Below are 24669 nucleotides of genomic sequence, written 5' to 3' on the forward strand. Positions count from 1 at the left end.
AGGAAGTTAGATAACTTCTTGATTTAAAAGAGTTTTAGCGAGGTCGGCGTATGAATAAAGGTCTTTATCGCCACGGGGAGTTCAAGGATAACTGTGGTTTCGGCCTGATGGCCCATATGCAGGGTCAGGCCAGCCATGATCTGTTGGACAAGGCGATCCAGGCACTGGCGTGCATGACACACCGCGGAGGTATTGCTGCTGATGGCAAGACCGGGGACGGCTGTGGATTGCTGATGCAGAAACCGGACGGTTTCCTGCGAACCGTTGCTGCCGAAGAGCTGGGCGTCGAGCTGGGCGAACACTATGCAGTGGGGATGGTCTTTCTGTCTCCTGAGGCGCAGCAGGCGTCTGTAGCCCGCGAGCAACTTGGCTCAGCGCTGCAGGCCGAAGGGTTGCAAGTGTTGAGCTGGAGACAAGTCCCCACCAATGACAGCTGTCTTGGTCCTATCGCTAAAGATACCCTTCCCCAGATCGAACAAATTTTTATTCATCCCAACGGCAAAAGCCCGCGTGAATTCGCAATCAGTCTTTTTACTGCACGTCGCAAGGCTGAAATCGCGCTTTCCGATGATCCCGATTTTTACATCTGCAGCCTGTCTGACAAGGTGCTTTCCTATAAAGGGCTGATGATGCCGGTCGACCTGCCGGTGTTCTATCAGGACTTGAACGACCCGCGCCTCGAAACGGCTATCTGTACTTACCACCAGCGTTTCTCAACCAACACCGCACCACGCTGGCCGCTGGCACAGCCGTTCCGGTTCCTGGCACACAACGGTGAAATCAATACCATTGATGGCAACCGTAACTGGGCCCGTGCGCGCCGTACCAAGTTCTCGACCGAAATGCTGCCGAATATTGAAGAGCTGCAGCCGATCGTCAATACCACAGGCTCCGACTCGTCCAGTATGGATAATATGCTGGAGTTCTTGCTGGTAGGGGGTATGGATCTGTACCGTGCCGTGCGCATGATCGTTCCGCCAGCCTGGCAGAATGTTGAAACCATGGACTCCGACCTGCGTGCCTTCTATGACTTCCACTCCATGCACATGGAGCCCTGGGATGGTCCGGCCGGTATGGTCATGACCGATGGTCGCTATGCGGTGTGCATGCTGGATCGTAACGGTCTGCGTCCGTCACGCTGGGTTATGACCCGCGATGGCTACATCTGCACGGCATCTGAAATCGGTGTGTTCGACTACAAGCCGGAAGATATTGTGGCACAGGGCCGTGTCGGGCCGGGTCAGATCCTGTCAATTGATACCCAGACCGGTGAAGTGCTGCACACCAAGGATGTGGACAACAAGCTGAAGTCCGGGCAGCCCTACAAGCAGTGGCTGAAGGACAATGCGATTCGCCTGGAACAGACCATGAGCTTCCAGGAGGAGTCGCAATCGTTCCGCGAAATGTCGCCGGAAGAAACCAAGCAGCATATGAAGATGTATCAGGTCACCTTTGAAGAGCGTGACCAGATCCTGCGCCCACTGGGTGAGACCGGGATGGAAGCAGTTGGCTCCATGGGCGACGACAAGCCGATGGCAGTGCTGTCCAGCCGTATTCGTTCACCCTATGACTACTTCCGTCAGCAGTTTGCTCAGGTAACCAACCCGCCGATCGACCCTCTGCGTGAGGCGATCGTGATGTCGCTGGAAACCTGTATAGGTGCCGAGCAGAACGTGTTCGAAGAAACGCCTGAGCATGCGCGTCGCCTGATTTTGACGACCCCGGTGCTGTCGGCGAGCAAGTTCCAGTTCATGCGCAAATGCAAGCTGGATGGCTTCGACTCGCTTGACCTGGATCTGCAGTATGACCCTGAGATCGGGCTGGAACAGGCGCTGCGTGACCTGTGTGCCAAGGCCGAAGATGCTGCTCGCAACGGTGTGACACTGCTGGTGCTGACCGATGCCTATCTGCAGCGCGGCAAACTGCCGATCCATGCCGCCATGGCAACCGGTGCCGTGCATCACCATCTGGTTGAAAAAGGCCTGCGTTGCGAAACCAACCTGATTGTTGAGACCGGTACCGCACGCGACCCGCATCACTTTGCCGTGCTGTTCGGCTTCGGTGCAACGGCGGTATATCCGTACCTGGCCTACCGCGTGCTGAACGATCTCTGCCGCACCGGTGAGCTGCCGCTGGAGCCACTGCAGGCGCACGAGAACTACCGCAAGGGCATTAACAAGGGCCTGTTGAAGATCCTGTCCAAGATGGGTATCTCCACCATTGCTTCCTACCGTGGCGCTCAGCTGTTTGAAGCCGTTGGCCTGTCCAGTGAAGTGGTCGATCTCTGCTTCCGTGGTGTGTGCAGCCGTATCGAAGGCGCCCGCTTTACGCACTTCCAGCAGGAGCAGGCGCTGTTGGCGCAGGAGGCCTGGAGTGCACGCAAGCCGATTCAGCAGGGTGGTCTGCTCAAGTATGTGCATGGCGCTGAGTACCATGCCTACAACCCGGATGTGGTCAAAACCATTCATGAAGCGGTTACCACCGGTGACAAACATGCTTATGCGCGTTACGCCGAGCTGGTGAATCAGCGTGGTGTTGCGACCCTGCGTGACCTGTTGGGCCTGAAGAAAGGCCTGAAACCCATCCCGCTGGATCAGGTTGAGCCGATCGAAAACATTTTCCCGCGCTTTGACAGCGCCGCCATGTCTCTCGGCGCGCTGTCGCCGGAAGCGCATGAAGCGCTGGCGGTGGCAATGAACGAGCTGGGCGGTCGCTCCAACTCCGGTGAAGGTGGTGAAGACCCTGCCCGCCATGGCACCAACAAGCGCTCCAAGATCAAGCAGGTTGCATCCGGTCGTTTCGGTGTTACACCGGAGTATCTGATGAGCGCTGATGTCATGCAGATCAAGGTGGCCCAGGGTGCCAAACCGGGTGAAGGTGGCCAGCTGCCGGGCGGCAAGGTGAATGCCTTGATCGCGCGCCTGCGCTACTCCGTGCCGGGTGTGACGCTGATTTCACCGCCTCCGCACCATGATATCTACTCGATCGAGGACCTGGCACAGCTGATCTTCGATCTGAAGCAGATCAACCCGGAAGGGCTGGTTTCCGTCAAGCTGGTCTCCCGTCCGGGTGTTGGCACCATCGCCTGCGGTGTGGCCAAGGCCTATGCGGATCTGATCACCATCTCCGGTTATGACGGCGGTACGGCGGCATCTCCGCTGACCTCCATCCACTATGCGGGCTCCCCCTGGGAGCTGGGTCTGGCCGATGCGCATCAGGCACTGCGTGCCAACCACCTGCGTGGCAAGATTCGCCTGCAGACAGACGGTGGTCTGAAAACCGGTCTGGACGTGATCAAGGCAGCCATTTTGGGTGCGGAGAGCTTCGGCTTCGGTACCATGCCGATGGTTGCACTGGGCTGCAAATACCTGCGTATCTGCCACCTGAACAACTGTGCGACAGGTGTTGCCACTCAGCGTAAGGATCTGCGTGATGAGCATTTCCGCGGTACCGTTGAAATGGTGAAAAACTTCTTCCGCTTTGTGGCGGAAGAGACCCGTCAGCTGATGGCTCAGATTGGCGTACGCAGCTTTGACGAACTGATCGGCCGTGTTGACCTGCTGGAAATTCTGCCGGGTGTAACCGACAAGCAGAATCATCTGGATCTGGAACCTATCATCGGCACGGCCGGTGTACCGGCAGAGTATCCGCATACCTGCCAGCAGGCGCGTAACGAGCCTTACGATCCGGGTAGCCTGAATACCCGCATGCTGGAGTTGGCGCAGGCCGCGATCGAGAGCAAGTCCGGTGGCGAATGGGAGCTTGAAATTACCAACTGTGATCGCTCCGTTGGTGCGCGCACATCTGGTTTGATTGCGCGTCATCACAGCAATCTGGGTATGGAAGACAAGCCGGTCGTGTTCCGCTTCCGTGGTCATGCCGGCCAGTCCTTCGGCGTCTGGAACGCTGGTGGCCAGCATCTGCTGCTGGAAGGCGATGCCAACGACTATGTCGGCAAGGGCATGGCCGGTGGCAAGGTGGTGGTACGTCCGTTTGCTGAAGCAACGTTCAAGTCCCAGGATACCGCCATTCTCGGCAACACCTGTCTCTATGGTGCAACGGGCGGCAAGCTGTTTGCGGCCGGCCGTGCCGGTGAGCGCTTCGGGGTACGTAACTCCGGTTGCCATGCCGTCATTGAAGGTGCCGGTGATCACTGCTGTGAGTACATGACCGGGGGAATGGTGACAGTACTGGGCGAGACCGGTTACAACTTCGGTGCCGGTATGACCGGTGGCTTTGCGTATGTACTGGACCGCGATAACACCTTTGTCGACAAGTACAACCATGAACTGGTGGATATCCACCGCATTGCGACCGAGCAGATGGAGTCCTACAAGAACCACCTGCGCTCGGTGATTGAGGAGTTCACGGCCGAAACCGGCAGTGCCTGGGGTCAGGAGATTCTGGATAACTTCTATGACTATTGCGGCAAGTTCTGGCTGATCAAGCCCAAGGCTGCAAGTCTGAATGATCTCCTGAACACAGTGCGTGTGCGTCCCGAGTAAGCACAGAGAAAGACTAACTGCGGTACCTGCCCCTGCGGCGGGTATCGGACGAGGTGGTAAAATGACTGACCGTCTGAAGAACGATTTTCAGTTTATTGACGTTGGCCGTCAGGGGCCGGAAAAAGTGCCGGCCGGTATTCGCAAACAGCAGTTTGCCGAGATTTATGAACCGTTCCAGCCCAAGGATGCCTCTTCCCAGGCGCACCGCTGCCTGGAGTGTGGCAACCCCTATTGTGAATGGAAGTGCCCGGTGCACAACTTTATCCCCAACTGGCTGAAGCTGGTGACCGAGGGGAACATCATGGAAGCGGTAGAGTTGAGTCATCAGACCAACTCGCTGCCGGAAGTGTGTGGTCGTGTATGTCCGCAGGACCGCCTGTGTGAAGGTGCCTGTACGCTGAATGACGGCTTTGGTGCCGTCACAATCGGCTCGGTAGAAAAATACATCACCGATACCGCCTTCGCCATGGGCTGGAAACCTGACATGTCCAATGTCGAGTGGACCGACAAGAAGGTTGCCGTGATCGGTGCAGGCCCTGCCGGTATTGGCTGTGCCGACGTTCTGGTCCGTAACGGCGTTAAGCCGGTCGTGTTTGACCGCTACCCCGAGATTGGCGGCCTGCTGACCTTCGGCATTCCAGAGTTCAAGCTGGAAAAAAGTGTCATGAGCCGTCGCCGCCAGATCTTTGAAGAGATGGGTGTCGAGTTCCGCCTCAACACCGAGGTAGGGAAGGACGTGACCATGCAGCAGCTGATGGATGAGTACGACGCTGTTTTCATGGGTATGGGCACCTACACCTACATGAAAGGCGGTTTCCCCGGTGAGGATCTGGACGGTGTGCATGACGCGCTGCCGTTCCTGATCTCCAATGTGAATCACTGCCTTGGCTATGAGCAGGACCCGTCTGAATACATTAGCGTCAAGGGTCAGAAAGTGGTTGTGCTGGGTGGTGGTGATACCGCCATGGACTGTAACCGTACCTCTATCCGCCAGGGTGCCGAATCGGTCATCTGCGCCTACCGTCGTGACGAAGAGAACATGCCGGGCTCCAAGCGCGAAGTGGAAAATGCGCGCGAAGAGGGCGTCAAGTTCCTGTTCAACCGTCAGCCGGTTGAAGTCGTGGGCGAAAACGGCAAGGTTGTAGGCGTTAAAGTTGTGGCAACCCAGATGGGTGAGCCTGACGAAAACGGTCGTCGCCGCGCTGAAGTGGTACCGGGCTCTGAAGAAGTCCTGCCTGCTGATGCTGTGCTGGTTGCCTTCGGTTTCCGTCCGAGCCCGGCGCCCTGGTTTGCGGACTTCAGTATTGATCTGCACGAAGACGGTCGTATCAAAACAGTGGCTCAGCCGCAGGAAGTGGGTCGCTTCGCATTCCAGACCAGCAATGCCAAGGTGTTCGCCGGTGGTGACATGGTGCGAGGTTCTGACCTGGTCGTGACCGCGATTGATGAAGGCCGCAAGGCCGCCGAAGGTATTCTGGACTTCCTGGAAGTCTGATTGCCTGTCCTGCCACTCGATATCGGGTGGTTAGTGTATAAAAACCGGATGCTGTGATGGCATCCGGTTTTTGCTAACTGATATAAGCTGTATGTCTTAGCAGCAGCTTGGGGTTTTTATGTGCGCTGGACTCGCTTAATGGCTATCTGTAAACTTGACAAGTTGAACAGTGTAGTCATTGAAGCAGAGAGAGCAGACATTGAATACGCCAAAAGCAATCCAGCGCAACGCTGCACGGGCAGAAGTCCTGTCGCTGGAGCGACACAAACATCTGAAGTTCCTGCCGACCCAAAACTATAGCTTTGCGGCTGGTTTGTTGTATCTGCCAATACATGCTGACGAGGCTTCTCAAGTCGCACAAGACTACCCCATACTGTTTTCGTGTTCAGATGACGGCACTCCCTCTCTGTGTATGTTGATGAGAAGCCATCAGAAAAGCGCTTTGGACACATCAGGTCGATGGCAGGGAGTGTTGCCTGATGTGATACGACTTTACCCGTTTGGCTGGACGAACGACGGCAAAAACAATCGTTTGACACTATACCCTGATGCACCTCATTTTGCGGCTGACGGTGAAAAGCTGATCACCTCACGGGGTAAGCCGACACAAAGGCTGAATCAAATAATACAGGCAATAAAGCCTGTTCAGAATTCTTTTGCCGCAACGGCAAAACTGATGCAAGAGCTTAAAGAGCTTGAGGTTATCAAACCGCTTAAACTCAACTTTGCCGGAGGTGGGCAGACGCGGAGTGTCACTTTGTGGACGGCTGCTCATGCACCGAACAGCAGCAAGACAATATCCGCTGACTTGAAAGCCTTGCTTGAGATACACAAGCGCTCAGTTATTAAGCATCTCCAGCCGGCCCAAACAAAAGTTGAGCCAAAAGCGCAGCCTCAGGTACAACCCGATTCGGCAGTTGTCGAAACGGTGAAACCCTCAACGGTAACGGTCGATGACCTGATCAGCCGAGTGTGTGACCAGTATGACATCAGCGAAGATGATCTGCGCAGTCGCAAAAGAAGTGAACCCATTCGGCAAGCAAGAGCTACACTTTCGCAGCAGGCTGAAAAACATGATTGCCTTGAGCCGCTTGCTGACAGCTTAAACCGCACTGTCGCCACGATAAAAAAGTGGTGCTGACTTAACAAATATTGAAGTTTATATTCCCTACGCGCACAGTAGCATGCTTCAGGTGCAACGGATTTGCCATGTTTGCGGGCATTAACCTCTTGCAGTGAATTCATCAATTTCAGGACTTAACATGTTCACACCGGTTATCATGGCAGGCGGCAGCGGAAGCCGGCTCTGGCCCCTGTCACGTCAGAATACGCCAAAACAGTTTCTGGATTTGGATGGCAGTGGTCATACACTTCTGCAAAAAACACTCTTACGGTTAGGGCCGGTACAACATGACACGCCCTTGATCGTCAGTAACGAGTCGCATCGTTTTCAGGTGGCCGAACAGCTTCGCCACGAAAGCCTCTTTAGCCGAATTATTCTTGAACCTGCATCGCGCAATACAGCCCCGGCTGTAGCACTGGCCGCGTTATCGTTGGTCGAGCAGGGTGACCCTGTGTTGTTGGTTCTGTCGGCTGACCACCATTTCGAACGCCCCGAAGAGCTACTTGCTGCGCTGGAAACCGGCTGTGTACTGGCGGCTGAAGGTCACCTGGTTACCTTTGGTATCTCACCTCAAAGTCCCGAAACAGGGTACGGCTACATATGCAAAGGCGAATCTTTGTGTGATGCTGTGTGGCATATTTCCAGCTTTGCAGAAAAACCGGATTTGGTTACCGCAACACACTACCTGAGCAGCGGTAAACATTTATGGAACAGCGGAATGTTCATGTTCAAGGCCTCAGTGTATCTGGACGAGCTTCAGAAATATGAGCCTGAAATGCTTGATCAGTGCCGAAAATCAATGGCAAAAGCCCAGGTTGATCCAGATTTTATTCGCCCCAATGCTGAGCATTTTATTGCCTGCCCCGAAAACTCCATTGACTATGCCGTTATGGAACGAACAGACAATGCATATGTAGTGGAGTTGGATGCAGGCTGGAATGATATCGGCAGTTGGAGCGCCCTGAGTGATATCAGCCCAAAAGATGACCATGGGAATAGCGCGGTAGGTGACGTGTGCCTGCTGGATACTCAGGATAGTCTGGTACATGCACACCACCGGTACGTGGCAGCACTGGGTTTGGAAGACTGCATCGTGGTTGAAACAAAAGATGCAATACTTGTAGCGGCCAAAACCCACACCCAGCAGGTGAAAGACGTCGTTTTACGGCTTAAAAACGAAAATCGGCGTGAATATTCAGACCATACTCATATTCTGCGCCCCTGGGGAGAGTTCGACACCATCGATACCGGCCATCGGTATCAGGTAAAAAGGATAACAGTACAGCCTGGCGAGCAGTTGTCATTACAAATGCACTACCATCGAGCTGAACACTGGATCGTTGTGTCGGGAACGGCTCACGTCGTGTGTGGTGATAAAGAGCAGATACTGACTGAAAATCAATCTACCTATATTCCTGTAGGAGTAAAGCACCGGCTTGAAAACCCCGGGAAAATTCCCCTTGAAGTGATTGAAGTGCAGTCTGGCCATTATCTTGGTGAAGATGATATCGTAAGATTTACGGATATTTATGGGCGCTGTACTCCTGCCAGAGGGGCAGAATGAAAATTCTGGTTAATCTCAGCGTTCTTGCGCATGATATGAGTGGAATCGGGCGGTTTACTATGGGGCTTTTACGTGAGCTTATAGTAATGCCCGATGTGGAAGAATTATATGGTTTTTATTCAGGTGAGCTGCTGACAACCGATGAGGTTAAAACCTTTCTTGACTCTTTTCATGATGAATCGAGAAAAATGGCCTCTGCTGCGCCCTGGATTAAAAAAGTCGCTTCCGAAGTGCCTGGTAGTCGTAAGTTATTATACTTATACAGATCACTCCGAGCGCAGTCGATCGGAAAAAAATTAGAGGGGTTTATTTATTGGGAGCCAGGTTTTATTGCTCACCCCCTTAATATGCCAACCTATATCACTGTCCATGACCTTTCGCATATAGACTACCCTGAGTTTCACCCTGAGGGTCGAGTGAAAAACCTGAGTGCGCTATTGCCTAAAAGTATACAGTCATGTTCAGGAGTCATCACAGTATCGGATTTTTCCCGAAACAGAATAATCAAAGAATTTGGTGAGAATAAGCCCATTAGTGTGGTGTACCCTGGGGTTGATAACTCTTTTTTTGATATCACCGGTGGGCAAATGCTCACAGTCAGGGCCGCCTTGAAACTACCAAGACGTTATATTTTAGCGGTTTCAACCTTTGAACCCAGGAAAAACCTGGCCAAGCTACTCGATGCGTTTTTCAAGCTTCCACCTTATTTAAGAGAGCAATACCCATTGGTGCTTGCTGGCTGTAGCGGCTGGAAGGCAGGGCCTCTTGAAGATCGAATCAGTGAGTTGGAAAAAACAGGGCATGTGATCAGGCTGGGTTTTGTTCCACAGTCATATCTACCTGCATTATATGCTGCTGCAACGATCAGCTTGTATGTATCTTTATATGAGGGCTTTGGTATGCCAATTGCTGAGGCAATGGCAACCGGGACACCGGTCATTACGTCCAATAGAACATCCATGCCTGAAGTGGCTGGAAATGCGGCTATGCTTGTTGAACCTGACTCGGCGGATGAAATTGCGCGTGCAATCGAATCGCTTCTTGCAGACAAAGCACTTTATCAACAGCTTGGTGAACGTGGGCGTGAGCGCTCCAGAAAGTATTCCTGGCAGGCCGGTGCGGCGGCGCTTGTTGAGTCCTTTCGGAAATAAAAATGCAACATTCAAATGGATTGGGTGTCATTCAAGTGCCTTATTTTATTAAACAAATATGGAGCCATCGTGGCTTTATTTTCGGCAGTGTGAAAAGAGAATTTCAAACCAAGTATCTAAATTCATTATTGGGTGTGTTGTGGTCGATTCTTCAGCCATTAGCCATGATTTTGGTGTATACCCTTATTTTTTCACGCATAATGCAGGCAAAACTGCCAGGAGCGGATGAGGTTTTTGGTTATAGCATTTATTTGTGTGCAGGCATACTGACTTGGGGGCTGTTTACTGAAATAGTCAGTCGCTGTCAGAATACGTTTATTGAAAATGCAAGCTTGATAAAAAAACTGAATTTTCCCAGGATATGTCTTCCTGTCATTGTCTTGCTAAGCGCGTGTTTAAATTTCTTTATTATATTTTCTCTTTTTTCGCTGTTTCTGATCGTGAGTGGGAATTTTCCTGGGTGGTCGTATGTCTTGTTTTTCCCCGTTTTGGCCATCCTGACTGGCTTTGCAGTTGGTTTAGGTATCACGCTAGGTGTTCTGAATGTGTTTTTTCGCGATGTTGGGCAGTTGTTTAATATAGTGCTGCAGTTTTGGTTTTGGCTAACCCCTATTGTGTATCCAGTGTCTATTCTTCCTGAGTCCCTTAGGCCATATTTGTACCTGAATCCGCTGGCGGGGCTTATGGATGCCTTCCAAACCATTCTGGTTAATGGGGCGGTTCCCTCTCTTTATGGGTTGATATTACCTGCAGTAATGGCATTGCTGCTGTGTGTAGTCGGGCTGTCACTCTATAAAAAACATAGCGGTGATATGGTGGACGAACTCTAATGGGAAGAATTCGTGTTACAGGGCTTGGTAAAGCCTATAAAAAGTATGCGGGTCGCTGGTCTCGGCTTGCAGAGTGGATCGTGCCGGGCTCTGGCGCAAGGCACGAACTGCTGTGGGTTTTACGCAATATCGAGTTTGAAGTGCAGCCCGGCGAGGCCGTAGGGATTATCGGTATCAATGGTGCCGGCAAGAGCACCCTGCTCAAATTGATCACGGGCACGTCACGTCCAACAGAGGGCAGCGTTGAACTGTCGGGTCATGTTGCGGCGCTGTTGGAGTTGGGGATGGGGTTTCACCCTGACTTTACGGGGCGTCAGAATGTGTTCATGGCGGGCCAGTTGCTCGGTTTCTCTCACAACGAGATCAGCCAAATGATGCCTGAAGTCGAGCAGTTTGCCGAAATCGGCCATTACATTGATCAACCTGTGCGCGTGTACTCCAGCGGCATGCAGATGCGTCTTGCCTTTAGCATCGCAACCGCAAAACGCCCTGATATTCTGATTGTTGATGAGGCCTTGTCCGTTGGCGATGCTTATTTTCAGCACAAAAGTTTTGACAGAATCAAGGCATTTCGGCGCGAGGGCACGACACTCTTGATCGTATCCCACGATAAGCAAGCCATTCAAAGCATCTGTGACCGTGCAATCATGCTTAATGGTGGCAGGCTTGAATATCAGGGCGCGCCTGAGGCTGTAATGGACTACTACAATGCCATGTTGGCAGAAAAAGCCAACAGCAAGGTCGAACAGATACAAATGGATGATGGCAGTACCCAGACCACCTCAGGGACTGGCGAAGCGAAAGTAATTGAAATTACGCTGCTTAACCAACAAGGTGAAGCCGTAGAGGCCATTAACGTGGGCGAAGCTGTCACACTGAAAGTAGTTGCCCATATTTACAAAGACATACCGCGCCTGGTGCTGGGGTACGGTATCAAAGACCGTTTGGGGCAAGTAATGTATGGCACCAATACGCAGCTGACTGATCAGGTTCAGTACGATCTTTCCGCAGGCCAGCAAGTGCAGTTTGAATGCTGTTTCCAAGCCAATCTTGGCCCCGGCAGTTATTCAGTGCAAACAGCCCTTGTCAGCACCGATACACATCTGGTTGATAACTATGAATGGCGAGATCTCGCCCTCGTATTCAACGTAATCAACATCAACAAGCACCATTTTGCCGGATGTAACTGGATGCAGCCTCAAATAGGGATCACAACACGATGAGTATCGTCTCTTACGCACAAAATTTTGAAGATGTCATGCTCTGGCGTGCCCTTTCGGCTGTTGAACATGGGTTTTATATCGATATCGGTGCACAAGACCCTGAAATTGACTCGGTAAGTTTGGCCTTTTATGACAAAGGCTGGCGTGGTCTTCACGTAGAGCCTTCTGCACGTTACTCCAATGCACTCAAACAGGCGCGTCCTGATGAGACAGTGTTGCAGGTTGCCGTTGCGGCAGAAGCAGGTGAGTTGGCGTTTTATGAGTTTCAAAATACCGGTCTTTCAACGGGCCGGGCGCTTATTGCCGATTCCCACGTTGACCATGGGCATGACTGTATCCACACCGTAGTTGAAACGATAACGCTGGATGGCGTATTCGATATGGTAGGGTCACGCGAAGTGCATTGGCTCAAGATCGATGTAGAAGGGATGGAAGGAGAGGTGCTGTCAGGCTGGCATGAATCAAGCCTGCGTCCATGGATTATTGTAATCGAAAGCACCTTGCCAGGGTCGCAAGAAGACACCTACCGGGTTTGGGAGCCTGTTTTAATCTCAAAAGGATACGTTCACGTTTACAGTGACGGCATCAACCGTTTTTATGTTTCAAGCGAGCACCCTGAACTGTGTGACGCGTTTAAGTACCCGCCGAATGTATTTGATGAATTCGCCTTGAGTGGTAAGGCCTCTCATTCATTTTGCCGTATTCCGAACCATCAAACCTATCTTGCTAACATAAAAGCGGCCAGATCGGCTGAAGACGCGTACCTCTCCAATGTTGAACGCCACCGCTTGTGGGATGAAAAAGAGCGTGTACAGGCTCAGTTGATGCTGCGTGAAGCTAGCCTGTCGGGCATGCAGGACGAGCATGAGGCCTTGACCGCAGCGTTGCATGCATCCAGAGCAAACGAAGCCGAGCTCCACAGCCAGCTTGCACAATTGCGCGCCAGCCGGTCGTGGCGTATCACCGCACCGTTTCGCAAGCTGGTTAAGGTTGTAAAACATGCCCGCTCAAAAGCCATGGGGTCAAAGCAACCCTGGGTCAGGCTGCCTCTGCGCGGGTTGAGCCTGCTGTTGCCTGGGCTGGCACGCCTCCTGTCACGGTATCCGAAGCTGCGCAGGGTGGTTCTCCGTATCCTTGGCAAAATGCCATGGCTGCATCAAAGGCTCGTGAACAGACTGGGGCGTTACGTGCATAAACAACCAAAATTCCAATCGTCTCTTTCGGCGGCTGAAAGCGCATTAACGCCACGGGCCCGCATGATCAACCGGCGGTTGTCCTGCGGATACACGGGGGCAGCTGAATGAGAATTGTCATAGACCTGCAGGGTGCTCAGGGGCAGAGCCGAAACAGGGGGATCGGTCGCTATACGCTGTCGCTGGTCCGGGCATTAATACGTGCGAACAAGCAGCATCAGTTGCTCTTGGCAATTAATGGTGCATTCCCCGATAGTGCGCAGGAACTGCGACAAGAGTTCTCCCGTTATTTACCAACTAACGATATCCACACCTGGTTTGCGCCTGGGCCTGTGAGCTTCATCAACCAACAACATGATGCCTGCCGAGAGGTATCCACCCATCTATATGAAGCGTTTATCAGCAGCTTAAAACCCGACTGTCTGCTTGTAACCAGCTTGTTTGAAGGTTTGGGAGATGATGCGCTCACCAGTATCTCAAGCCGTGATAAGCCATATTCCGTTGCGGTTGTTCTGTATGACCTGATACCGATGTTGCATCGCTCCCCCTATCTGGATAACCCAGTGCATGCACGCTGGTATGACGAAAAAACAGTCCAGCTGCGCCGTGCAGATCGGCTGCTGGCCATCTCTGAATCATCACGTCAGGAGGCGATTGAACACCTGGCGTTCACTGATGATAAAGTCATCAACATATCTTCGGCGATTGATGATTTTTTTAAACCGGTAAGCGTTGCACAAGAGCGAGAGAGCCGCTTGCGTGCGCATTATAATTTGAATAGGCCCTTTATCCTCTATACAGGAGGGATTGATCACCGCAAGAACATTGAAGGGCTGATCAAGGCGTTTTCGTTGTTACCGGTCGCTTTGCGTGACCGCTATCAGTTGGCTGTTGTGTGCTCGGTAACAGAGCAGGATCGGAACCGGCTGTTACATGAAGCAGAGCGTGCAGGCTTGCCCGAGCAGGCTTTTGTCATGACAGGGTACGTGCCTGAACAAGATCTGCTTGAATTATACAACCTGTGTGAGCTGTTTGTGTTTCCTTCTCTGCACGAAGGTTTTGGCCTGCCTTGCCTTGAAGCCATGGCATGTGGTGCGGCAGTCATTGCTTCAGACAGAACCAGCCTTCCAGAAGTGGTTGGGAATCACAATGCCTTGTTCGACCCGACCAATCCACGTGAAATCAGCCGCGCAATTGAACGCTACCTGACCGATGATGGCCGGCTTGATGGGCTGAAAAAGTACGGCTTACAGCAGGCGCGCAAGTTTTCATGGGCGATAACCGCCCAGCGGGCATTGTCAGCACTGGAGCAAATGGAACCACCAAAGCGTATCAAGCGGTCTGACAAGCCAAGGTTGGCATTTGTATCACCCCTGCCGCCTCAGCGCAGTGGTATCAGTGACTATTCAGCCATGTTACTGCCCGAGCTGGCGCAATACTACACGATTGACCTTATTAACGACGAGCCTGAACAGACCGTCACGTTTGCAGGCAACGATTTTACAATGCGTCCGGTGGAATGGTTGATTCAGCATGCTGATGAATATGACCGTGTTCTGTATCAGTTTGGCAACTCAGCATTTCATAGTCATATGTTTAAGTTGCTGGATACAGTGCCGGGTGTTGTTGTGTTACATGACTTTTACCTCTCGGGGGTCATCGCCCATCGCGAGTATGTCGAGCAGCTCAATCACTCATGGGCAACAGCCCTCCACCTCAGCCATGGTTATCAGGCGTTGGCCGAGCGCGTTCATGCGAAGAATCCGGCAGATGTTATCTGGAAATACCCCTGCAATCTTGCCGTTTTGCAGCAGGCCTTGAATGTCATCGTACACGCCCCCTGTTCAATCAGAATGGCACAGCAGTGGTACGGCCATGCCGCAGCGTACCCGTGGCGAACAATACCACTGGTACGAATACCGGCCGAAACAGGCCCTGAAGCCAAACGCAAAGCCCGCGAGGCGCTGGGTATTCCGCCAGATGCGTTCGTGATATGCAGCTTTGGCTTTATAGGGCGCAGCAAACTCAATCACCGGCTGCTTGATGCCTGGCTGAACAGCGTTCTTGCCAGCCGTGCAAATGCCTACCTTGTTTTTGTAGGAGAAAACGAGCCAGGCGAGTATGGCGCAAGCCTGGCGAAAAAAATTGACGGCAGCTCTGCCTGCGGCCGTATCAACATCACCGGCTGGACCGACGCCGATGCCTACCGGCGTTATCTTGATGCAGCCGATGTGGGTGTGCAGCTGAGAACGCTGTCCAGAGGCGAAACCTCAGCGGCGGTTCTGGATTGTATGAACCATGGCCTGGCAACCATCGTCAATGCCAACGGCAGCATGGCGGATCTTGATGCCAATGCTGTTGTCATGTTGCCAGACGCGTTTGAAGATGAGCAGCTCACGCACGCGCTTGAGCGCCTGGCCGATGATGAGCAATACAGGCATCACATGGGCAAAACCGCATCAGCGCAGATACACAGCAGGCACGCACCACAACAGTGCGCCGATCTCTACCGTGAAGCGATTGAAGAGGCCTACGCCAGCGCCCACGGTAACGTGGGGTACCTGGCCGATGTGCTTGCGGGCACCGAGCATGTGATACACGCCAGTGAAGAAGAGCGCTGTACCATAGCGGCCTGTATCGATGCCTCGATAAAAGAGCCTATACGGCCACCGGCATTGCTCCTGGACGTTACAGCACTGGTTCAGCAACCAGACGCTTTGCAAGCGAGCTTGACGGCACAGCTGGCTGAGCGTTGGCTGCATAACCCGCCCGGACCTTACCGTTTTGAGCCGGTATACATGACGGAGTCGGGCGAAATCAAATATGCGGCAGCCTTTGCGCTGCGTCTATTGAGTTGCCCTGACGACATACTCCGTGACGAGCCTGTAAGCCTGCGCAGTGGCGATATTTGGTTGGGGCTTGAGTTGCCGGATGCACACCATGAGCGCATGGCAACGCACTACCAGTCATGTTCAGCAATGGGGGTGCATGTTGCGACCGCATCGACGGCTGAACTGCCCGATGATGCAACCGTAAAGGTAGAAGCGCTTGAGCAGCTACTGTGTAGTGATACACCGGATGCGCTGCAAATATTGGTTGATGTATCAGAGCTTGCGCTCAGAGATGCCGGCACCGGCATACAGCGAGTGGTGCGCAATATTCTGCAACAATGGGAGCAGTCGCCGCCCTCTGGCTGGTGTGTCCGACCCGTAGTGGCAGACACCACAATAGAAGGCTACAAACGATTTGATACCGGAATGCAGCTGCGTCAGTTGGGGTTTCCAACCGGGCTGTTGCCTGAAAAGCCTCTCGTCACACGTCCCGGTGATATTTTTCTGGGCCTCGACCTGCAGCCCGCTGTTGTTGAGCGGCAGCAGTCAGTCTATCGCCACTGGCGTGAACAGGGTGTCTGGACGGCGTTTGTAGTCTACGACCTGCTGTGCCTGAACTATCCACAGTATTTTTTGCCCGGGGCGCAGAAAAGCTTCACCGCCTGGCTGGATGTGGTGGCTGAAGCCGATCAACTGATCGCCATTTCCCGCACGGTCGCCAGCCAGCTCGAAAACCGCCTCGCACGCCAGTCACATTGCCCAGTCATCAGCTGGTTCCACCTGGGCGCAGACCTTGACCCCGATACCAAGCGGTCCGCAGCACCTGCCACCCATACCCAGCCCGCTGCCACCCTGGAATTTTTAATGGTTGGCACACTTGAGCCCCGCAAGGGGCACGACCAGGTACTGGCTGCGTTTGAGCGGCTCTGGCAGAATGGCGCCGACGTAAGCCTGGTCTTGGCGGGTAAACAAGGCTGGATGGTGGAAGAGCTGGCACAGCGCATAACCAACCACCCCGAGTTGGGTCGCAGGCTTTTTTGGCATCAATCGCCAAGCGACATGCAACTGCGTCGGCTGTACCAGAATGCGCATTGTTTGATCGCCGCGTCTTTTGATGAAGGCTTCGGCTTGCCCCTTATTGAGGCATCACGTGAAGGGTTGCACGTTATGGCGCGCAATATCCCTGTATTCAAGGAAGTCGCCGCCGAAAACGCCACCTTGTTTGATGCCAACAGCCCGGCTGAACTGGCCTCTGCCATCGAACACTGGCTGACAGCATATAATCAGGGCAGCTTGCCCCCGCCGGGTGAAATACCGTGGCAAACCTGGGAACAAAGTGCGCGTCAGCTTATGGACCGCTTGCGTTTGAATGGCATGGTTGCCTCAAAAAACCGTCAATTGCATTAACTTCAGGATTACAGCATGAAAGCGATTATTACCGGCATCACTGGACAAGACGGGGCCTATCTGGCCCAGTTGCTGCTTGAAAAGGGATACACGGTGTATGGCACATACCGCCGGACCAGCTCAGTCAACTTCTGGCGTATACAGGAACTAGGAATAGCCGAACATCCTGAATTGCACCTGGTCGAATACGACCTGACCGATCTGTCATCCAGCATCCGTCTACTGCAAACGACAGAAGCACGCGAGGTGTACAATCTGGCTGCGCAGAGTTTTGTCGGCGTATCCTTTGACCAGCCGCTGACAACAGCCGAAATTACCGGGCTTGGGCCTGTTAATCTGCTTGAAGCCATCAGGATCGTTGACCCAACCATCCGTTTTTATCAGGCTTCAACATCAGAAATGTTCGGTAAGGTGCAAACCATTCCTCAAACGGAAGCAACCCCCTTTTACCCCCGCAGCCCCTATGGTGCTGCAAAACTGTACGCGCACTGGATGGCAATCAACTACCGTGAGTCCTACGACATCTTTGCAACCAGTGGCATTTTGTTTAACCACGAATCCCCCTTGCGCGGGCGCGAGTTTGTAACCCGTAAAATTACCGACAGCCTGGCCAAAATCCATCTGGGCCAGCTGGACCGGCTTGAGCTGGGCAACCTGGACGCCAAGCGCGACTGGGGATACGCCCGCGATTATGTCGACGGTATGTGGCGCATGCTTCAGGCTGAAACGCCCGATACCTTCGTGCTGGCCACCAATCGCACTGAAACGGTGCGTGACTTCGTATCGCTGGCAGCAAGTGCCCTGAATATTGACCTGGAATGGACCGGCACAGGCATTGATGAAAAGGGTATAGACAAAAACAGCGGCAAAACACTGGTCAGCATCAATGAGCGCTTTTACCGGCCAGCCGAGGTCGACCTGCTGATAGGCGACCCAGCCAAAGCAAAAAAAGTGTTGGGTTGGGAACCATCGACTACACTTGAAACACTGTGTCGAATGATGGTTGAGGCCGACCTGCGCCGCAACCAGCACAACGCATCATTCTAGAGGTTCACATGCGTGTACTTGTAACCGGTAGCCAAGGATTCACCGGGCATTACGTGACCCGCCAACTGCTGCAGGCAGGTCACGATGTGGTGGGTACAGCCACCCACCTGAATGACACTCGCACAGTTGACCTGTTTGAAACCAAAGCCATGGACCTGACCAACCCCGATCAGGTCAGACGAGTCGTTGAAACCGTCAGGCCAAACGCGGTTATACACCTGGCCGCCGTATCATTCGTTGGCCATGGCGCCCCGGCAGAGTTCTATACGACTAATGTACTAGGCACGCGCAATCTGCTGGAATCTTTGGCGGGTGCAGACCTCCCGCTGCAAAATGTCATCCTGGCCAGCAGTGCCAATGTGTATGGCAACAGCCGTCAGGGCGTGTTGACAGAAGACACACCACCGGCACCGGCCAATGACTACGCCGTCAGCAAACTGGCCATGGAGTACATGGCCCTGCTGTGGGCAGACCGTTTGCCACTGATCATCACCCGGCCCTTCAACTATACTGGCGTGGGCCAGAGCACACGCTTTCTGATTGCCAAAATCGTCGATCACTTTTGCCGCCGCGAGGTCAGTATCAAACTGGGCAACCTGGATATATCCCGTGATTTCAGTGACGTACGGGATGTGGCCTGCATGTATGAAGCCCTGTTAACGGCCGGTACCGACATGCAGGGGCGCATTGTGAACCTGTGCAGCGGTGTCAGCTGGAGTATGCAAGACATCTTATCTGCCTGTTCAGACATAACAGGCCATACACTCAACGTCGAGACCGACCCGTCACTGGTACGACAAAATGAAGTTAAAAACCTGCAAGGCAGTAACGAGGCAATCATGCGCGTGCTGGACAAACCGATGACACCGTTTAATGAAACACTCAGCTGGATGCTACAAAAACAATAGGGGGGAGTTGAATGAAACAAAAGTTTCGTAGCCTTAAACCCCGGCCAAGGTCAAGAAAAAAAACCTTGCGCGCCCTTGCTGCTGTGCTAAATTCCCGTGGTATGGCATTCTAGGCTGGCGAAACTACAAATTGAAACACTTAACGTGGTAGAGTATTTAGGCCAATGCGGTAGGTTGTGGAAGGTCCACCTTCGCTGTCTGCTGCTGATGTCCATGTTGTTTTGACGTGTGAACACAATGAGGAAAGAAGAATGGAATTGACAGCAAATCAAAAGCTGGTACATCAGATGTACATAGCTTACTACCAGAGACCTGCAGACCCTCAGGGTCTGAAGTACTGGGTAGATCAGCTGGAAACATATCAGGATTGGACCGTCATCTCTGCCGCCTTCGGATCTCCCGAAAACGCAGAGAACCAGGCGCTCTACGGTTCCAAATCACGCGAAGAAGTAATTGCTGAGATCTACCAGTCAGCTTTTGACCGTGCTGCAGTTGCCGAAGAGATCAGCTATTGGGCTGACAGTGAGCATAGCCTGACCAACCTGGCATTTGCGATTATCAATGGTGCGCAGAATGACGACTTGGCAGCGGTAAACGCTAAAGTTGCCTTCTCCCAGGAGTTGATTGAGCAGGTCGACCCGGCTGGCAATGGTCTTCCGGCTGAGTATGAAATACCGTTCACGTCGCTGGACGTGGTCAACATGCTCAAAGACGTCAATAAAGATACCGACGTTACTCCCGAGTATGTTGAAGAAGCCGTTGCTGCACAGCTCAACCCGAACAGCGTGTTCACGCTGACTGAAAATATCGTTACCACCGTGACGCCAGCCGTTGAAGGCGAAACCCTGACCAAAATGGTCACCTACTGGGGCGATGATGCTGAAGGCAACGGCGTGCCGCTGGAAGACGCGATTGCACACATCCAAGATCTTGCCGGCTTGAACTTTGTCCAGCTCGGTCTGATTAATATCGCCAATGGCACAGACGATGGTGTGAACGATGGTTCGGTGGGTGATAATCCTGCTTCGTCGACCCAGATTTATGCCGACATCACCGGCCTGGATATCGTCAACAATGCCGACGGTACTCAAACCATCACCGTGACTCTGTCTGATGGTACTGTTAACACAGCCGAAGTGGCGCTGGGCGAGATGTATTTCGACCTGTTGCACAACGCACTGTACGATGCCGATGGCAACTCCCGCCTGTTTGAAGTTGAAGTGCCGGTTGCCAGCTACTGGGTAGTTGAACCCGACGACGGTGTTGAAAACCTGCAGACCATTCAGATCGATACCGATGGTGATGGCGCTGCCGACACTTGGGTATACGCTGACACTGACGGCGACCCGATCAAGATTCCGTACATCTACGGTGCAAAAGATGCCGTTGAAAACGAATCCATCGTGCCGATCGTTCTGACCCCGACTGAAAACAACGGCGGTACAGAAGAGATCGGTAAAACCTCCGCTGCGGATGACTTCATCGTTGCAGGCCGTCTGGAACTGCTGCACGGCGCCTACATCGACGGTGGTGAAGGCAATAACACGCTGGAAATCGACGCCAAAGGCTACTACGCTCAGCCGAAAGCGTTGTTGAACATCCAGACGATCAACATCGAAAACCTGCCCAACGTCTACACCGACGTCAGCGGCGATAGCACCTACCCGGGTATTGCCGATCCGGCCGATCCGCCCGATACGAACGAATACCAGAACTCCATCATCGACCTGTCCCGTGCCGTCGATATCGAGAACCTGACCATCACCGAAAGCAATTTCGAGGATATGGCCTCCGGTGGCGCTACTGTCGGCTCGCTGACCGTAGCGGGTATCCGTAACGGCGCGACCACCACCCTGGACGGCGGTTTCACTCAGGACGTCACCCTGCACTTCAGCGAAGCGACTGCCGCTGAAGGCATCAACCTGGTTTTCAATAACCTGAGCATGGAAGATGGCCAGCTGAATGTTGCGCACAACGCCGAGACGTTGAACATCGACTCTGCCGGTGCTGGCAACTTCATCGCCAACGGTAATCTGGGCGGCACTCTGAGCACCCTGAACATCACCGGTGATGCGCACCTGTACATCGAAGATGATCTGAACGCCTCTTTCCATGATGAGACGCCGGTTTTCATCGATGCATCTGAGAATACCGGTGGCGTCAATCTGACTCTGACTGAGTCAGATGATGTGACCTTCCACGGCTCTCAGGCTAACGATATCTTCGACGTATCAGCTGCCGATAAAGTTGTGATCGAAGGTAACGGTGGCAACAACGAATACATCGTTAACACTGACGTAGCCATCATCAATGTGCTTGACGGTGACAACACCATCACCGCCAACAATGCCGAAAACGTCAGCATCACCACTGGTAACGGCAACAACACCATCACCACAGACGACTCTGATACCGTCAGCATCACCACCGGTGAAGGCAACGACGTGATCTCCTCTGTGCGCGGTGAGACTGTATCCATCAACGCCGCAGGTGGTGACAACCAAGTCACCGTAAGCGCTGAAGAGATGAGCATCACCACCGGTGCCGGTAATGATACCGTTATCGTGTCGGGAATGGGTGTAGGTGATTACGGCGACGCTAATAGTGGATTTGGCGAGTCTTCACCTACCGCGCTGTTGAACATTGAGACTGGTGCTGGTGAAGATACCGTAGTACTGGGCCGTGATGTGTTCGGAACTGGCTTGTTCGGTATCACCGCCCTGGAAGGCTCCTCCATCAGCGGTGAAAACATCACCCTGTACGTTGAGAACGCCTCTGACCTGCGTGCAGCAGAACTGTCCGGTATTGAAAACGTTGTACTGACCTTCGATATCAGTGAGCGTGGTAGCCCAACTAACTATGAAGTGGCACCCGTTCTCACCCTGACTGATGCTCAGTTCCTGGCAATCGGTGCAGACGCATTCTCTGTTGAAGGCTCTATCTTCAACACTTATGCACAGATCAAAATCATCGTCACCGAGTCGACCTCTCTGACCGATCTGGGCGTGGACAGCCTTTCCCGTAACATCGACCTGCAGCTTGAGCTTCAGGATGGTGTCACCCTGGAAATGACCGCTGAGCAGCTGCACACCCGTGTTGCACCAGAAGGTGTAACCCTGACTGAGTCTGGAAAAGGTAACACCGACCTGGCTGCTGGTAATGTTGTGATTACCGGTGCTGCAGGCGTGTTTGACCCGTTCAACACCAGCGACACGATGAAAACCAACATCGACGGTAACGTCTACTACGGTGGTTCACTGTCTGGCGACTTCAAGGTCGGTGACAACTGGTTCAACGTAAGCTTCACGGGCGAAACCGGCTACGATGAAGACGGTAACGAAATCGTGGGTTACGACCGCCCGGCTGACGTACCGGCCGAAGTCGTGTACAAGATCAACACCGGTACTGGCAGCAACAGTGTAACCGATGATGGTCTGTCAACCTGGCACACCAACCTGGAAATCACCGGTGCACGTGATATCACCTTCACAGGCCCGATCCAGCTGGGCGAAGTGCAGGGTGACTCAGCAAACTTCTTCACCATCGACTTCTCTGAACTCGAAGGCGTTGTCAGCGGCATGACCATTGACCACTTCGAACAGTTGGCTCAGGGTGGTGCGATCTACGGTAACGGCAACAACGGTTATGCAACCGAAGTGCTGGTACACCTGGCTGCTGATGCAGATGACAATGTAGGCTTCGACGAAGCTGAAGCTAACAGCCTGGTCTCCAAAGGCGTTGCGCGCTACGTTGTCACCCAGATCGATGGCCCGACGGCTGCAGGCAGCGCTGGCAGCACCGCGACCATCAAGCTGTGCGACACGACCGAAGATCTGGAAGTGATGGCACTGCGTGGCAACTACAACGATACCCTGGTAATTCAAGATGCAGCCTGGGGTCTTGTGTTTGAACTGCAGGGCGGTACGACTGCGAAAGCAGATGGCCCGACCGGCACCGCCAACGTCGGTAAGCTGGATGCAGACTTTGAGTGGGAAGGCGCTGCGGCTGTTGTGAACCTGGTTCACTCCGTTGCCGGTGATGACCGTCCGCTGAAAGCCTACGGCATCGATATCGACAATGCCGACACCCTGACCATCACCGCTGAAGGTCCGGCTGCTGAGATCGCCTCCGTTGTGGGTGCTGACCTGGTAAGCCTGACACTGGCCGCTGAAGGTGATCTGACCATCGATACCGCCCTGGCTGATGGTATCAACACCATCGACGCCTCTGCGGTTGCAGGTGATCTGACGGTAGCAACAGCCGTGACTTCGACAGCAGCTGAAGACTTCAGCTTCACCGGTTCTGAAGGTGTCACTGAGCTGACCATGACCGCTGCATTTGTAGCGTCTGAAGACAGCGTCCTGACCTCAGCGGGTGAACTGAACCTGGTTGTGGATAACGGCACAGATGAAGCAAGCGCAGGCGCAGGCATTACCGTTGACCTGACCCGTGCGGATGTGACAGACGTCGACACTGTCGTGGTAGGCGCTGGCGACACCCTGAACCTGACCGTTGCACAGGCATACGAAATCGGACCGGAGAACATCACCGGTGCTGACGCTACTGCCCGTCTGCAGCTGTCCGATCTGGGTGAAGAGCCGTTCAATCTCAACGATTTTGGTATCGACAACATTGTTGTTGACACCATCGCCATCATTGATCAGCCGGTTGTAACCCTGCACCCGGATACTGATCTGACCGGCGTGACCACACTGTTGGTCAACGAAGGCACCACCCTGAACCTGACCGCAGCCCAGTTCCAGCAGCTGACCAACAATGGTGTGATCAGCGGAGTTGGTACCACAACCGACTTCACCGTCAACATCACGGATCTGGAGCAGGCTGATGTAGCCGAAAATGCCCTGGTTCTGACCGGTATCGCGGCTGACAACGTCTCCCTGACGCTGGCAGAATCCGTCGTGCTGCCGACTGGCTCCAACCTGAACGTCAACGATGGCATTGCTGATGGTAACGGCAACCTGACCATCAACATCGGTGACAACCTGTCGCTGAGCGTCCTGACGCTGAGCGAAATGGATGGCGTAACCGTTGTGGGCGGAACAGAGTCTACCCTGGAGTTCCTGGCAACAACGGGCGGTGATTTCCCGACCAACATTGACGCGTCCGGTTTTGATGTAGATTACCTGCGTCTGACCGACCTGCTGGTATCGGGCAACAACGTTGACTACATGTTCGAGAACCTGCTCGAGCGCGTCACCAAAGTCATCTACAACGGTGTGGGTGATGTGGCGGGCCGTCTGCAGAACGTCGTGGTTGAAGAAGGCACCACCATTTTTGGTGACATCTCCTTCAACGAATACCAGCTGGATTCAGAGATCACTCACCTGACCCTGAACCTGGAAGGTGGTACACGCATCCATGATGGCGACCT

At 53.4% G+C, this 24669-nt stretch carries 12 protein-coding genes; all 12 read left to right on the plus strand.

The annotated features are described in order from the left end of the window. Positions 1-50 precede the first annotated feature (50 nt). Positions 51-4505, plus strand: a complete 4455-nt coding sequence (gene gltB, locus ABIE61_RS08120) for a glutamate synthase large subunit (RefSeq protein ID WP_354408377.1) — start codon at positions 51-53, stop codon at positions 4503-4505. 61 nt (positions 4506-4566) lie between these two features. Beyond that, positions 4567-6000 (plus strand): glutamate synthase small subunit GltD family protein, encoded by a 1434-nt coding sequence (locus tag ABIE61_RS08125; protein WP_354408379.1) that lies wholly within the window; start codon positions 4567-4569, stop codon positions 5998-6000. A 199-nt stretch (positions 6001-6199) separates the two neighbouring features. Beyond that, positions 6200-7141 (plus strand): SapC family protein, encoded by a 942-nt coding sequence (locus ABIE61_RS08130; RefSeq protein ID WP_354408382.1) that lies wholly within the window; start codon positions 6200-6202, stop codon positions 7139-7141. A gap of 139 nt (positions 7142-7280) precedes the next feature. Further along, positions 7281-8687, plus strand: a complete 1407-nt coding sequence (locus ABIE61_RS08135) for a mannose-1-phosphate guanylyltransferase/mannose-6-phosphate isomerase (RefSeq protein ID WP_354408384.1) — start codon at positions 7281-7283, stop codon at positions 8685-8687. Further along, entirely contained in the window at positions 8684-9838 is a 1155-nt protein-coding gene (locus ABIE61_RS08140; RefSeq protein WP_354408386.1) for a glycosyltransferase family 4 protein, read from the plus strand. Before ABIE61_RS08135 ends, ABIE61_RS08140 begins: the two co-directional genes overlap by 4 nt. A gap of 2 nt (positions 9839-9840) precedes the next feature. Continuing rightward, the gene (locus tag ABIE61_RS08145) at positions 9841-10668 is read left to right on the plus strand and encodes an ABC transporter permease (protein WP_354408388.1); all 828 of its coding nucleotides are present in this window, start codon (positions 9841-9843) and stop codon (positions 10666-10668) included. Further along, positions 10668-11891, plus strand: coding sequence for an ABC transporter ATP-binding protein (locus ABIE61_RS08150; RefSeq protein ID WP_354408391.1), 1224 nt, complete (start codon positions 10668-10670; stop codon positions 11889-11891). The genes ABIE61_RS08145 and ABIE61_RS08150 overlap by 1 nt, the downstream gene beginning before the upstream one ends. Then, complete coding sequence (locus ABIE61_RS08155; protein WP_354408393.1) at positions 11888-13195, plus strand: FkbM family methyltransferase; 1308 nt, start codon at positions 11888-11890, stop codon at positions 13193-13195. Before ABIE61_RS08150 ends, ABIE61_RS08155 begins: the two co-directional genes overlap by 4 nt. Beyond that, positions 13192-17322, plus strand: a complete 4131-nt coding sequence (locus ABIE61_RS08160) for a glycosyltransferase (protein ID WP_354408395.1) — start codon at positions 13192-13194, stop codon at positions 17320-17322. The genes ABIE61_RS08155 and ABIE61_RS08160 overlap by 4 nt, the downstream gene beginning before the upstream one ends. Positions 17323-17337: 15 nt before the next feature. Further along, positions 17338-18369 (plus strand): GDP-mannose 4,6-dehydratase, encoded by a 1032-nt coding sequence (gene gmd / locus ABIE61_RS08165; RefSeq protein WP_354408397.1) that lies wholly within the window; start codon positions 17338-17340, stop codon positions 18367-18369. 8 nt (positions 18370-18377) lie between these two features. Then, positions 18378-19277 (plus strand): GDP-mannose 4,6-dehydratase, encoded by a 900-nt coding sequence (locus ABIE61_RS08170; RefSeq protein WP_354408400.1) that lies wholly within the window; start codon positions 18378-18380, stop codon positions 19275-19277. 251 nt (positions 19278-19528) lie between these two features. After that, positions 19529-24669: beta strand repeat-containing protein (locus ABIE61_RS08175; protein WP_354408403.1), on the plus strand; the 5141-nt coding region annotated here is incomplete at its 3' end.

The sequence above is a fragment of the Marinobacterium sp. MBR-111 genome (assembly GCF_040547585.1).
GTDB lineage: Bacteria > Pseudomonadota > Gammaproteobacteria > Pseudomonadales > Balneatricaceae > Marinobacterium > Marinobacterium iners.

What these genes read in the sequence shown, in the direction of transcription:
- gltB (WP_354408377.1), top strand. Translation starts at nt 51, where the DNA reads ATGAATAAAGGTCTTTATCGCCACGGGGAGTTCAAGGATAACTGTGGT.
- ABIE61_RS08125 (WP_354408379.1), top strand. Translation starts at nt 4,567, where the DNA reads ATGACTGACCGTCTGAAGAACGATTTTCAGTTTATTGACGTTGGCCGT.
- ABIE61_RS08135 (WP_354408384.1), top strand. Translation starts at nt 7,281, where the DNA reads ATGGCAGGCGGCAGCGGAAGCCGGCTCTGGCCCCTGTCACGTCAGAAT.
- ABIE61_RS08140 (WP_354408386.1), top strand. Translation starts at nt 8,684, where the DNA reads ATGAAAATTCTGGTTAATCTCAGCGTTCTTGCGCATGATATGAGTGGA.
- ABIE61_RS08145 (WP_354408388.1), top strand. Translation starts at nt 9,841, where the DNA reads ATGCAACATTCAAATGGATTGGGTGTCATTCAAGTGCCTTATTTTATT.
- ABIE61_RS08150 (WP_354408391.1), top strand. Translation starts at nt 10,668, where the DNA reads ATGGGAAGAATTCGTGTTACAGGGCTTGGTAAAGCCTATAAAAAGTAT.
- ABIE61_RS08155 (WP_354408393.1), top strand. Translation starts at nt 11,888, where the DNA reads ATGAGTATCGTCTCTTACGCACAAAATTTTGAAGATGTCATGCTCTGG.
- ABIE61_RS08160 (WP_354408395.1), top strand. Translation starts at nt 13,192, where the DNA reads ATGAGAATTGTCATAGACCTGCAGGGTGCTCAGGGGCAGAGCCGAAAC.
- gmd (WP_354408397.1), top strand. Translation starts at nt 17,338, where the DNA reads ATGAAAGCGATTATTACCGGCATCACTGGACAAGACGGGGCCTATCTG.
- ABIE61_RS08170 (WP_354408400.1), top strand. Translation starts at nt 18,378, where the DNA reads ATGCGTGTACTTGTAACCGGTAGCCAAGGATTCACCGGGCATTACGTG.